Raw genomic sequence first — 13,838 nt, 5'->3', positions numbered from 1 at the left:
GTTATGAGACAATGCTACTGATCAAAATAAGGATATATCCATACTACTAAAGGCGGATAGCTGGCATAATAACCACGACGCCTAATAAATCATTTAAAGGATATGTAATGAGCCAAACTCACTCTCAAACATTGGTTGCAGGTGCCAATGCGCCTTTGCCAACTGACAACATTAGTATTCGTATATTAAGTCAAAATGCGATTGATTGCGCTGCGTATCGCCTCACTACCAGTGGTAAAGTTCGCGGTGATGGCGACATGATATTTTATGGACAGAAGCGTAGCGATGATGGCAGCGTTAGCTTTCGTGGGCATGACAGTGATGGATTTTTTGATATCAATTTGCCTACTCAGCCTGCAAGCATCGAAAAAATAGCCTTTGCATTCTCTAGTGAGCAAACCTTAGCCCAAGTCGGCGATGTGGATATTCAGGTGTTGCAAGGTAGTCAAGTACTGATGACTTGCCAATTAAGTGCAGCTGGGCGTAACGAAAAAGCCATTATTTTGGCGGAATGTTATCGTAGGCAGGGCAGTTGGAAGTTTCGTTTTATCGCTCAAGGGTTTGAAGGTGGTCTAAAGCCTTTGTCTGAGCATTTTGGCGTTGAGATTGCGGATGAAGCACCAGCTCAATCCCAAAATCAGTCTCAAAACCAAAATCAGTCACAACCTATCAATATACAACGTCCAATCAACACGCAAAAAGCAAGTAGTGCTTCTCAAGCGAGCACACCGCCACCGGTTCCATCCAATCCTTCAATCAATTTGAGTAAAATCACGCTCACCAAAAATCAATCTAGTATCAATCTTAAAAAGCGCGATGACTTTGGTAAAATTTCTGTCAATCTAAACTGGAACCAACGTCCAAACACTGATAAACAATCACCCAAAAAAGGATTGCTTGGCGATCTTTTCAAACAGCATAAGGCCGGCGGTATCGATCTTGATGTTGGGGCAATGATCCACCTAAAGAGCGGTGAGAAAACACTGATTCAAGCGTTGGGCAATCGTTTTGGTAGTTTGCAGTCAGCGCCTTACGTTTGTTTGCGCGCCGATGACAGGACAGGACAAATCAGTGGAGGAGAGTGGCTCGATATCAATGGTCAGCAGTGGTCGCAGATTGAGGAGGTATTTATCTTTGCCTTTATCTATGAAGGCGCGCCAAATTGGGCACAAACCGATGGGGTAGTGACGATACATGTACCAGAGCAACCACCGATTGAGACTCGCCTAACAGAAGGTACCAGTAATTTGCCGATGTGTGCCATTGCACGTTTGGTCAATCAACAAGGCAGTATCAATGTTGAGCGTATCAATCAATACTTTAAAGGCCATCAAGAAATGGATAAAGCCTTTAACTGGGGTTTTAGCTGGAAGCGTGGCAGTAAATAAAACAACACAGTAGACTATGAAAAATCAGCCCCTTTATTATAAATAGAGGGGCTGATAACGTGTAGCACTATAAGATGTGTTTAGCAAAATAATTAAGCGTGCGGTGTGATGGCAGGCATGAGGTCATGGAAGGTACGACCAGAAGCGGTTTCACCAATGGCATGCATTTTCCATTCGTTGTTATGGCGATAGACTTTTGCCATCACCATGGCAGTATGACCACCTTGTGCCGACAAATTATAACGCGCTACTTCGCTGTTGTTATTGGCATTAACGATACGGCAAAACGCATTTTCGACGGTCTCAAAGGTTTGACCTGTAAAGCTATTGACCGTAAAGACAAGTGACACCACATTGGCAGGGACTTTTGAGAGGTCAACATTAATGACTTCGTCATCGCCTTCGCCATCACCAGTACGGTTGTCGCCAGTATGCACGATACTGCCATCTTTTGAGGTAAGCTGACTGAACCAAATCGCATCGACCGCCTGTTTGTTTGCGTCAAACATAATGCATGAAGCATCCAAGTCGATAGAGTCACCACCGCTGCCACCACCGAATAATTTTCCCAAAAACCCACTTTTTTTATCTTGTGGAGCTTGGGCAACGTCCCAACCTAACCCCAGCTTTACCTGTGTAAGATCGCCACCAGCTTCTTTGCTGAGAGATATTTTTTGACCTTTTTGTAAATTAATCGCCATGAGATAATCCTTATAATAATTATGAATAAACTGTTAAATGACATTCGTTTTTACGTATTTTTGTCTTAGGTAGTATTGTTTTTTTATAGGGTAAAGCGCTATAAAATATTGTTTAAAAATCCGCTATTCCCACCACGTCCACCCGAGCTTGTGCCTAAGACGCTTTGTAACCAGCCTTGGTAACTGTCGCGATTGCGCGAGCAGATAATGACTTTACCTGTACCAGAAAAGTTCAATACCATGCCTTCGCCGCTGGTAACAGAGTTGATAATATTGCTCATGATGCCTTTTTTCTTGCTGGTCGACACAGAGAGCTTATAATCAAGGTTTGAGTCCCAGCACACCACATGACCATTATCGATGATAACGTCCTTGTCTGGGGTTACCTCAATCTCAAACAACGAACCAAAACCTGAGACGACCACTTGACCTTGTCCTTGTGTTTGCATGACCATAAAACCACCAGTATCACCAAACACGGCACCACCCAAGTTACGCTGAATATTGGCTCTGATATCGACGCCTGTCTGTGCCGCAACAAAAGCGCCATCACTCAGCGTGTACTGCTGCGCGCCGACATCAATAATCTGCATGTCGCCATCCAGCGTTGGCGCGAGTAGACAATCTCCTTCGCCATTGACCGCTTCGATCTGCTGCTGAAATAGGGACTCATCGTTTGCAAACCGGCGCATTAGTGACTGCATAAAACCGCCTTGCAATTTGCCTTTAAGCTCAAGGTTTGATTCCATCATTACCATTGCATTGGCTTCACAATAGATTGAGTCGCCTTTTTTGAGATTGCAATGTAAAAAAGGTTCAATGGTTCCAATTAAGCTGAATGTTGCGGCCATGGTTTGCAAGTCCTTGTTCTAATATCTTAAAAATGTATGCTAACGACACATGATTTTGTATGCCGATATTCTAAAAAAGCCATCAAATGCATAAAAAAGTACACTTGATGGCCTATCTTTGATCCAATCAAAATCTGATTGCACCAACTAAATGAGCAAATAATGATGCTGGTAAACGTTACACGTTCACACCATAAGAAGACGCTAATGGTCCAAGACCACCGCTGAAACCTTGACCAACGGCACGGAATTTCCAATCGCCATTGTGACGATACAACTCGCCAAATATCATTGCCGTTTCGGTGCTACCGTCTTCTGATAGGTCATAACGGGCAATTTCAGCGGCGCCGTTGTCGTTGACGACACGAATATAAGCATCACCTACTTGACCAAAGTTTTGGTTGCGGCCTTGACCTTCATAGATGATGGCGCAGATTGCCACTTTGCTGACATCAGATGGGATGCTAGCAAGATTGATTTTGATTTTTTCGTCATCGCCATCACCTTCACCAGTACGGTTGTCGCCCGTATGTTCAACAGCGCCATTGTCTGATTTTAGGTTGTTAAAGAAAATGAAATCTTGATCGTTGCGTACTTTGCCTGCTTCGTTAACCAAAAAACCAATCGCATCTAAGTCAAACTCTTGCCCGTCAGTGGCACGTGGATCCCATCCAAGACCAACTGTAATATTGGTTAAACCTGGCGCTTCTTTTGATAAGTTTACGTTGCCGCCTTTTGTTAAACTGATAGCCATACAAAGATCCTTTAGATTAATAATTAAGTGGATTAAGTGATAGAAAAAGTAAAATAAAAATGATTTGTTTATGAGTAAAAGTGGCAAATACCTCTAGCTGTATGCCATGCTCTACATATCACTACGCTTTACTATACTAAGCGTTTGCTGACTAAGCAAGGCGTATTTTGTGCGCTTACTATATGTTTACTAAGAGACATAATTGACGGTTATTTCTGATACTTTTTAACATGCTCTTTATATTGGTTAAGGTTAAACGATCATAGAATACTTGGCTCAAATATTGTTAATCAGAAAAAACTGACCAGCCCGTTTTTTCTACGAACAGCTCTAACGCTTTTAATCCAAGTTTGGAGTTTCCAATATGATCAAGCCCTGGCGACCAGACAGCAATAGAGCCCTTACCAGGGGCTATGGTTAAAATACCGCCACCAACGCCACTTTTACCAGGTAAACCGACGCGATAGGCAAATTCACCAGAGCCATCATAATGTCCGCACATCATCATTAGTGAGTTAATCCTTCTTGCTCGGTGCTCGTTGATCACACGTACTCCTGAGTGCTTATCAACCCCGTTAGAAACCAAATAGAGACCAGCGCTGGCTAACTGCTGGCAACTCATCGCAATTGAGCACTGATGAAAGTAGGTACCCAACACCTTATCCACATCGTGCTTGAGGCGACCAAAGGATTTCATAAAGTGGGCAAGCGATGCATTACGATCTTTGTGCTCCATCTCAGACGCTGCCACTCTGTGGTCAAAACGGATGGATTCATCGTCCGTAATAAAATGCACAAACTGCAAAATCTCACCCAATACTTCTCTGGGTTCGTGACCCATCATGATCGCATCTACCACCGCAATCGCACCAGCATTGATAAAGGGATTGCGTGGCCTGCCAGTTTCATGTTCTAGCATGACGATTGAGTTAAAGGGGTCACCTGAGGGTTCACGGCCAACGTGTGTCCAAAGTCCATCGCCCAACTTGCCAAGACCGATGGTTAGAGTAAATATCTTAGAGATACTTTGGATCGAAAACAGCGTGCTTGCATTACCTGCTGTATACATCTGTCCGTCAGGGGTTGCTACTGCAATACCAAACTGGTTTGGATCGACATGGGCCAGTTGCGGGATATAATCTGCTACTTTTCCACGATCGGTTTCAAGTGCCATCTGTGCGGCGATATCATCAAGAATCTGTTGCATATAAGTTGTATAGCCGTATTTCTGTTGGTGAAGGGAGTGTTAAAAAGGATTGTACTCATAAAGCAGCGATTTTAACCGAATAAAGGGTTACAAGGAGGAAAAATTTGCAGGTTGAGCGAAAATGGCTTGATAACATCGATATCTTAAAAATTAGCACCGTGAAAGAGTAGCGCTATACAAAAAAAGCAGACCATACCTAATGATATGATCTGCTTATGTACAACATATGATATTGATAAGACGTGTTAATTCAAAGGTGCTTCTTTGGCTCTTTCGAGCTTACGATGCTTGAGCGATGCCCATAGTGCAAAACCAATAAAGGCAATACCGATAAGACCAGTAATCAGCTCAGGCACGTGGAATTTCACTGACAGCAACATGATAACTGCAAGGGCACCAATGGCGTAATGTGCCCCATGCTCAAGATAGATAAATTCATCAAGTGTGCCTTTATCTACTAAGAAGATAGTCATTGAACGCACAAACATTGCACCAATGGCTAGACCAAGCATAATCACGATGACGTCATTAGTAATGGCAAATGCACCGATCACCCCATCAAAACTGAATGAAGCATCAAGGACTTCTAAGTATAAGAAACCGATAATACCGCCTTTCATGATAGCGCTAGTGGCAGCACCAGTACTGTTGCCTTGAGCGTCTAGCTCTTCTTCAAGATCGCCCTCAAGCATACCAGAGATTACTTGCACGCCCAGATATACTAAAATGCCCCAAACGCCTGCGATTAGTACAGCAGAAGCTTGTTCATCGCTCGCCCAAGATACTGAAATCATTAGGACAATAAGGGCAACGAATACGCTCATGGCATCGACCTTGCCTAGCTTGACCAAACGGCTCTCAAGCCAGTCAAACCAATGGACCTCTTTGTCATCAAAGATAAAGTTTAAGAATACTAATAGTAAGAAAATACCACCAAAGGCTGAAATTTCAGCGTGATGTGCCATCAATCTGGCAGAGTATTCGGCAGGATTGTTCAATGCCAAATCAATCACTTGCATCATGCCAAGATCGGCAGTCACGGCAACGATGACAATAGGGAACACCAAGCGCATACCAAATACAGCAATCAAAATACCAACAGTTAAAAATATCTTTTTCCAAAATTCGTCCCAGCCCTTAAGGACTGAGGCATTGACCACCGCATTATCAAATGATAATGAGATCTCCATAACGGCCAAAATAGCGGTAATGGATAGGGTAGTTATTAGGCCACCCATACCGCCATGTGAATATCCCCACCATGCAGCTATCGCTAGAGCGATCACTGTGAAGATAAAATCTAAATAAAAATGTCTCATGACACATCCTGTCTGGTTGCGTAAAGCTAAGGTCAGTCTAGTATAAACACGCCATAAAAAAGTGGTTATCACTAACCACTTTTTATGTATAAATTCAGATGAAACATAAAGTATTATTGACCATTTGGCTATCAATAATTGTGACTATTTTGCAACTAGACATGTTTTATATTTCAAGGTGGAATCCTTGTTTAGATATCAACACCATACTGCTGACACATGGCTTGCAGACCGCCTGAATATCCTTGACCGACGGCACGGAATTTCCATTCGCCATTGTGACGATATACTTCACCAAATACCATGGCGGTCTCAACAGAGTAATCTTCTGCTAAGTCAAAACGTACGACTTCAGTGCCTGTGTCTTCATTGACCACACGGATAAAAGCGTTAGCGACTTGTCCGAAGTTCTGATTACGAGTAGCGGCGTCATGGATGGTGACAGTGACCACAATTTTATCGATATCAGCAGGCACTTGAGTCAAATTTACTTTGATAACTTCATCATCACCATCGCCTTCGCCCGTACGATTATCACCTGTGTGCTCGACCGCGCCATTATCAGATTTTAGCTGGTTATAAAAGATAAAGTCATGGTCGCCGCGCACTTTGCCTGCATTATTTAGCAAAAAGACACTCGCATCGAGATCGAACTCAGCGCCAGAAGTGGCACGCTCATCCCAGCCAAGACCGATAAGCAGTTTGGTCAAATTTGGGTCAGTTTTTGTCAGCGATAAATTACCGCCTTTATTCAGTGATAAAGCCATGAGATTGTCCTTATTATTAGAGTTAATGAGAAGTGCAGATGCACCTATAATCATAAAAAAAGCAATGTCTGACCAAAAATGGCGTGAGACCATCGCTTAATGACGCTCTATCATAGCAACAAAAAATGACCCAATCAAAGCGGATTGGGTCATTGTTATGTTTCATATACATTGGGCAAAAAACCTAAGTTTCAGGTAGTTATGCTGCCGCGATGAATTGTTCTATTTATAAATACTAACTTATAGACTTTGGCGATGGCGAATCTCAAAGCTTTGATGAATCGGTTTTTTGATATTAAAATCAAACCCGATCGTTTTTTGTGTGATATCGACAATATCGTAACGCTGGGTCAACTGCTCATCCAACTCAAAGCGCGTAAAGTTATTAGAGAAATACAAGACACCATCAGAGGTTAAACGGTTCATTGCACGATTGATAAGGGCCGCATGATCACGCTGTACATCAAAAGTGCCTTGGAATTTCTTCGAGTTTGAAAAAGTCGGCGGATCAATAAAGATAATATCAAACTGCTCGGTATTGTCTTTGATCCACTCAAAAATATCGGCAGCAACGAATTGGTATTTGTTGCGACTGACATCTAAACCGTTGAGTACAAAGTTTTGTTTGCCCCAATCTAGATAGTTCTGTGACAAATCAACGCTCGTGACTTTTTTGGCACCAGCAAGCGCTGCATGCACGCTCGCCGTACAAGTATAAGCAAACAGATTTAAGACAGATTTGCCGCGGCTATTGTCTTTGATACGCGCACGCATATTACGGTGATCGATGAACAAACCCGTATCGAGATAATCGGTAAAGTTGACATAAAAATAAGCACCATCTTCGCGGGCGACATGAAACTTACCACGCTTTTCTGTGGTATTTTGCTTGCTGTACTGATCATTACCAGACTGGCGCGAGCGTGTTTTGATAAAGACTTGCTCACGATTGATATCAAACACTTCACGGATACCCATCAGTGCTAGATTGAAGCGTTTTTTAGCCGTTTCTGGTGGAATCGTTTTGGGCGGCGCATACTCTTGTACATGCGCATAATCACCGTACAGATCGATAGCAACTTTGAAATCAGGCAAATCAGCATCATAGACACGAAAATTGCTGACGTTGTCTTTTTTAGCCAGTTTCTTGAGTTTGGCAAGATTTTTTTGCAATCGATTGACAAAATCCTGTCCTTCTTCTACTTCAATCTCATGTTTCTCAAAGCGACTCACAAGATTGCCTGTTTGCCCAGCGATTAACGTCCCATAACGGAAGTAAACTGTGATTGCACCGTTGTGGCAACGCAAGGTTTTTGGTTCTTTAATAGGCAGTATATCGACTTGTTCGACATTGGACGCCAATATGCCAACCATCGGATTGATATCACTAGCCGCAAAACTGTCTTGCAAAATCAAGCCCAATGCGTGATATAGCGGCTTAATCATCTCTTCGTCACCCAAACGCTCACCATAAGGCGGGTTGGTAATGATTAAAGGATTACTCAATCGACCATCATCCACGAGCGGTTTTAGGGCGCTACCAAGTTGATCAAGCGCACGCTGTTCAATGTCGAGTAGGGGTAACAAATCTTGCAATCCTGCGGCGATAAGGTTTTTTTCAGTTGCCACAATCGCGCCGCTATCTGCATCAAATCCCAAGATTAAAGGTAGGGTATCTGGTTGCTCATTCGCAATCTCTAATGCTTCACGAAAGCGCATCTGCGCATCTGCGATCATCTCTTGCCATAACGCATCATCATGATGCTGCCACTCATAAAAACCAAATTGATTGGCCGCTTTATCAATACCTACGGCATAATCACAGTGCATGAGTAGCGCTTCGATAAGGAAGGTGCCAGAACCACACATCGGATCGACAAGCGCATCATAAAAAGGCGCATTGCCTGCGTCGTTTTTCTTATGCCAACCAGCGCTATAGAGCAGGGCAGCTGCCAAGTTTTCTTTTAATGGCGCTTCTGTCATAGCCACGCGATAACCACGGCGATGTAAACTGGTTCCTGATAAATCTAAATACAGCTCGGCTTGTTTGTCGTTTACCGTTGCAAAAATAGAAAAATCTGGATTTTTACTATCGACATTAGGACGACTGTCATAAACTTCATTGAAAGTGTCTGCAACGGCATCTTTGATACGCAGCATCGCAAACTGCTGGCTGACAGCCACGCGTTTATCAACAGACAGACGAATCGCAAACGTTTGTTCTAAGCCAAATTGCTCAGTCCAATTGACGGACTTTGCCAAACCATAGATCTGCTCAGCCACATCATATTCTGCATTGATGTTTCTACGTTTGATGAGCATCAATACTCGAGACGCAACGCGTGACCAAAGACAAATAGTATATAAATCACGTAAGGTGCCAGTGACCGCCAGACGCCCTGTGCTTTTAATATCGCTCACAATACCAAAACTTGTCAGCTCAGTCTGTAGCGGTGCCTCAAGCCCATCGGCACAAGTGATAATAAGATCCAGCGACAACTCCGATGGAGAAGCAGCTAAAGAGGCGGGTGCGGTTGTTACGGTCATACGGATACCTGTGAGCTAAATTGACAAAAAATGCAAATAATAAAATGGGCGGTTTAACCGTTAATTTTACCATAATTCGCGGTAGGATGGTTTAAAGTGGCTATGTTTAAAAAGAGGTTTTAAGAGAAGTATAATTGACTGCCAAAAATTTAATACGTATTGATAATATCAAGGATCGTTTTTTGTCAGTGGTACGCCTTCTGAAGCTACTGGCGTCGTCGCCATAAAAGATTTGGTGGAAACAGGGTAATCAGATTCGTTTGGCATCAGCAAACGCATATGCGGGTAGGGAGTAGAAACGCCCACAGTATCAAAAGCACGTTTGATATCTTCTCTTAAGTTTTCTTTGATTATGGGCATACGGGCGACAGCGGCAGGCTTTACCCAAAAACGGACGATAAAAAACACGCCATATTCGCCAATTTCTGCCACAGTGGCTGAATGTTCAGGGCGACTGAGTATCACCTCAGTATCAGTGAGTACTTGTAGAATCTCTTTACGTGCTGTGGCAATATCGTCTTCAAAAGCGATACGGACACGAATATCAAAACGTATAAAGTTTTTTGAGGTCAAATTAATGACCTCAGATGAGGCAACATTGGAGTTTGGAATAATGACAGTGATATTGTCGCGAGTCAAAATGTGGGTCGTACGCAAAGCAATCAGTACCACGCGACCTTCATTATCATTGATATGGATCCAATCGCCAACCTGAAACGACTGCTCAAGTAAAATAGTGATACCTGCGATAAAGTTGGCAAGCGTGGACTGTGCTGCAAAACCTACTGCCAATCCGACAATACCCAAACCTGCAACCAATGAAACAATATCGAAGCCGAACTGCGCCATGACGCTGGCAAGCCCAAGTACCAAAAGCAGCACAGACAAAATATTTTTGAGTAGCTGTTCTATGGAAGCATTGAGCCCATAGTGCTGCAACACTCTATGAATAACTTGTCCTGACGTGGCCCAAAGCACGTAATAAATACCCGCCCACGTACTGGCTTTTGCTGTGGCTTCAACTGTTTCTGGTCTAAAGTTCATTTGACTCATGATTGCAATGAAGCTGGCGACAATCCAAATGTAGCGTAGTACTGAGCGCACAATTTTGGTACGTCGCTCATTGAGCCGAATCTTTGTTCTGCTTTGCTTAACCATATAAACTGTGAGCCAATAAAAAAATCCCAATATGGCAAGCAATATCAGGATTTTTATACCAGTACTGGTCAGCTCAACTGCTTGTGATTTCCAATCAAACGTTTCTTCTTCTATCGAGCCGCCAAGTCCAAGGTAAAGGCTAGTATGGAGATCATGAACAATCTCTTCAAAAAAGTCCTTAATACTAGCAATTTGCATTTTTTGGTCCATGCGGCGTGTGAATGACGTTAGCGTGTTCAGCAGGTAACTTGAGTGACTATTACGACTGAATACATCTAATGCTCAATGTATCGATTTTCTTATGGTTAACCTAATTATTAAAAGGTGTTTTCTTGGGTGTCATGGAACTGATAGGGAATTTCCATTTTATGCTGAACATCTCGTAATGCGGTTCTTAGCCCTTCTAGTATCGTAGGATGGTAAAAAGGCGTATTTAACATATCTTTGACACTCAAATTATTGGTAATTGCTGTGGCTAAGATATGCCCAATATACTCAGCATCAGGCCCAACCATGCTTGCTCCTAATACTCTATCAGTTTTTTTACATCCGTAAATATGTAATAGACCACAGTTGACACCCATGACGCGACTGCGACCTTGATTATCAAATCTGACGCTACCCACGACGTACTCTAGCTCTGAATCTTGCTGGATTTCAGGAAGTGATTTGCCAACGTTAACGATTTGTGGAGAGCAAAAAACAATAGAGAAAGGTATTGCAGGAGGACGAATATAAGCGTCTTCATTGTTTTTACAGACCATACTGCCTGCACTATACCCTTCATCGCTTGCAACATGTAGTAATGGGATATGAGCATTGGCATCACCAACGACATAGACATTTAAGTCGCCAATTTGACCGGTTTTTTTGCTCAGATTTTTAGGACGGTTTTTGTCATCAAGCTCAACGCCTAAATGTTCAACACCCAGCTGTTTTATATTGTTGCGACGCCCTGTTGCGACCAGTACATACTCGCCTTGCCATTGCTGTGACTCACCAGCACTGTCTTCATAATTAATAAATGCAGCAGCCCCTTCATTTTCAGTAGCATTGTGACCAAGATCCTTAATTTTGCTACCCAAATGCATGGTCAATTCGCTACTTAAGCAATCAATGGCTTTGTTATTGATGTCATCATCTTTAAGACCAGCCACGCGTTTCTCTCGATTGAATAAAGTAACGTCTACGCCCAAACGATTGAACGCTTGTGCGAGTTCAAGTCCTATTGAGCCTGCACCGATGACTGCCAGTGATTTTGGTAAATCTGTCAGCTCAAACACGCTATCAGAGGTTAGAAGGGCATCGCCAAGCTTATCAGCCCAGCCCTCTGGAATAAACGGTGAGCTGCCTGTTGCAACGATAATTTGACTGGCCTCAATCAATTCATCGTTGACTTCAATCAAACCCTGCTCGTTGATATGCGCATGGCCTGCAATTTTTTTATCATCTGGCCAACTGTCTACTTGTTTTTTGATATAACTGGCAAAATGACTGCGCTCATCACGCACGCGCTGCATGACTTGCTTGCCATCTATCTGGGTGGTGGTATGGATACCAAACTCTGTAGAATGGTTAGCATCGTGCGCACGATCAGCGGCTGCAATCAGCAGCTTACTAGGCATACAACCGACAGCGATACAGGTGGTTGTCCAGAATCCTTCATTGATAATGACGACATCGTCGAACATTTTACTGGCTTGACGAAAGGCGTTTTGACCAGCCGTACCAGCGCCAATAATAGCCACAGATACCTTACGAGTGACTTTGGATGAAGCCTTATCAGAAACGCTAGACTGTTTATTCATATTATTCTCAAGTAGTGTTTTATTAGTAAGGAATGTATTTATTATTTGATTTTAGATTTTTATCATAACGCTTGTTGTCAGTCATTTCATAACTTTTTTATCAGTTACGCGCTTAGTTTGACGATGAGGCGCTCAAGGTCTCACGCAAACGCTCGGTGTAGCCTTGAGCACGTAGGTTACGCTGAGCATGAGTAAGCTTCCCTTCGGTATCAAAAACAAAGGTCGAACGGACCAGTCCTAATGTGATGTTGCCATACATATTTTTTTCTTTAATCACATCAAAGTATTGGCACAGCTTTTCATCAGTATCACTGATAAGTGCGATTTGTAAGTTTTGCTTGGCAATAAATTTTTCATGTGATTCTACGCTGTCACGAGATACACCAATAATGTCATAGCCCAAATCATCAAACTTGTTCAGTTGAGCTGTAAACTCTGTCGCCTGCGTGGTACAGCCTGGCGTATTGTCTTTAGGGTAAAAATAAAGAATGAGGCCTTTATTGGTATTGGCGACCATTTCTTTCAGACTAATCTCATCATGAATAAAGTGCCCATCCAATTCTCGTACCATGGTGACAGGGAAGGTTGGTAACGTGATGTTTTCTGTGGTTGGCTTTGCCATTGTAGATTCCTTTTTGGTTTTGTGTGTATATGCTCTATTTATAGATATCTTATTATAGGCAGATTTGCAGCAATTAAGGATGAGTTTTACACTTTGCTGCTGTATTGGCAACAAAAAAGACTGGCAATAGCCAGTCTTTTGTATATCAGTCCCATGATGGGTTAAGCAGGTTTTTGTGGCTCTTTTAAATCCAAGCCAACTGTGCATTGCTGTAAGTCTTTTTGCATTTTTTTCACATAAGGCAAGTTTGAAGGGTCTTTTTTGTCTTGCGCGTAGCTTTCGATTTCCCACATCTGACCGATAGTCATATTGCTTCGGACGCCAATCGTACAGCTACACAGTTTGGTCGCATTGCCTTTATCAGCGACTTTGTATTTGACCGCACCATTAACGCAAGTATTGATATTATTTTGTTTAATATCAGCAGCGTTTGCTTGTGGAATCACAAACATGGCCGCTAGGGCTAGGGGTAACATCGGCAAAAACTTCATAAACGTCCTCTTAAAGGTGGTGTCAATTTCTTAAATCTTGTACTCAAATGAGAGTCAGGTCACTCGTATGTGAATGCTTCATTGCATGATGAGTAAATATTGGTACATGCAAGCGCTCATACCATAGCAAGTATAGCGATTAAAATACAACGGCAGCTTGCTGTGTTAATGCAAGTAAATGTTTCGCTAATGTTTACTATCAGCCTTTAAGCATAACTGCTATTT

At 42.7% G+C, this 13,838-nt stretch carries 12 protein-coding genes; 1 reads left to right on the top strand and 11 read right to left on the bottom strand.

All coding sequences use genetic code 11. From position 1 onward, the window contains the following. Positions 1-107 precede the first annotated feature (107 nt). On the top strand, positions 108-1,388 hold the full coding sequence (locus CZ794_RS02890) for a TerD family protein (RefSeq protein WP_087040126.1): 1,281 nt from the start codon (positions 108-110) through the stop codon (positions 1,386-1,388). A gap of 92 nt (positions 1,389-1,480) precedes the next feature. Here CZ794_RS02890 and CZ794_RS02885 read toward each other — a convergent pair whose 3' ends face one another. From CZ794_RS02885 to CZ794_RS02835, 11 genes are all read right to left on the bottom strand, one after another. Further along, complete coding sequence (locus CZ794_RS02885; protein ID WP_087040125.1) at positions 1,481-2,089, bottom strand: TerD family protein; 609 nt, start codon at positions 2,087-2,089, stop codon at positions 1,481-1,483. A gap of 98 nt (positions 2,090-2,187) precedes the next feature. Then, entirely contained in the window at positions 2,188-2,940 is a 753-nt protein-coding gene (locus CZ794_RS02880) for a TIGR00266 family protein (RefSeq protein ID WP_087040124.1), read from the bottom strand. 178 nt (positions 2,941-3,118) lie between these two features. After that, on the bottom strand, positions 3,119-3,694 hold the full coding sequence (locus CZ794_RS02875) for a TerD family protein (RefSeq protein WP_087040123.1): 576 nt from the start codon (positions 3,692-3,694) through the stop codon (positions 3,119-3,121). A gap of 286 nt (positions 3,695-3,980) precedes the next feature. Continuing rightward, positions 3,981-4,901, bottom strand: a complete 921-nt coding sequence (locus tag CZ794_RS02870) for a glutaminase (protein WP_087040122.1) — start codon at positions 4,899-4,901, stop codon at positions 3,981-3,983. A 245-nt stretch (positions 4,902-5,146) separates the two neighbouring features. Then, entirely contained in the window at positions 5,147-6,220 is a 1,074-nt protein-coding gene (locus CZ794_RS02865) for a DUF475 domain-containing protein (protein WP_087040121.1), read from the bottom strand. A 191-nt stretch (positions 6,221-6,411) separates the two neighbouring features. Next, entirely contained in the window at positions 6,412-6,987 is a 576-nt protein-coding gene (locus tag CZ794_RS02860) for a TerD family protein (protein WP_087040120.1), read from the bottom strand. A gap of 240 nt (positions 6,988-7,227) precedes the next feature. After that, entirely contained in the window at positions 7,228-9,534 is a 2,307-nt protein-coding gene (gene rlmKL / locus CZ794_RS02855) for a bifunctional 23S rRNA (guanine(2069)-N(7))-methyltransferase RlmK/23S rRNA (guanine(2445)-N(2))-methyltransferase RlmL (protein WP_087040119.1), read from the bottom strand. Between the two features lie 168 nt (positions 9,535-9,702). Beyond that, positions 9,703-10,890 carry a mechanosensitive ion channel family protein gene (locus CZ794_RS02850; protein ID WP_256958844.1) on the bottom strand — a complete coding sequence of 396 codons (1,188 nt, stop codon included), beginning with the start codon at positions 10,888-10,890 and terminating at the stop codon, positions 9,703-9,705. A 119-nt stretch (positions 10,891-11,009) separates the two neighbouring features. Further along, positions 11,010-12,500 carry a dihydrolipoyl dehydrogenase gene (locus CZ794_RS02845; RefSeq protein WP_087040117.1) on the bottom strand — a complete coding sequence of 497 codons (1,491 nt, stop codon included), beginning with the start codon at positions 12,498-12,500 and terminating at the stop codon, positions 11,010-11,012. Positions 12,501-12,612: 112 nt separating this feature from the next. Continuing rightward, positions 12,613-13,122: a peroxiredoxin gene (locus CZ794_RS02840; protein ID WP_087040116.1), complete on the bottom strand. Its 510-nt coding sequence runs from the start codon at positions 13,120-13,122 to the stop codon at positions 12,613-12,615. 161 nt (positions 13,123-13,283) lie between these two features. Next, positions 13,284-13,613 (bottom strand): hypothetical protein, encoded by a 330-nt coding sequence (locus CZ794_RS02835; RefSeq protein WP_062844993.1) that lies wholly within the window; start codon positions 13,611-13,613, stop codon positions 13,284-13,286. Positions 13,614-13,838: the final 225 nt, after the last annotated feature.

Source organism: Psychrobacter sp. JB385, from assembly GCF_900163785.1.
Taxonomy (GTDB): Bacteria; Pseudomonadota; Gammaproteobacteria; order Pseudomonadales; family Moraxellaceae; genus Psychrobacter.
The sequence above is the reverse complement of the archived record's forward strand: the minus strand, read 5'-3'. Positions and strand labels throughout refer to the sequence as shown.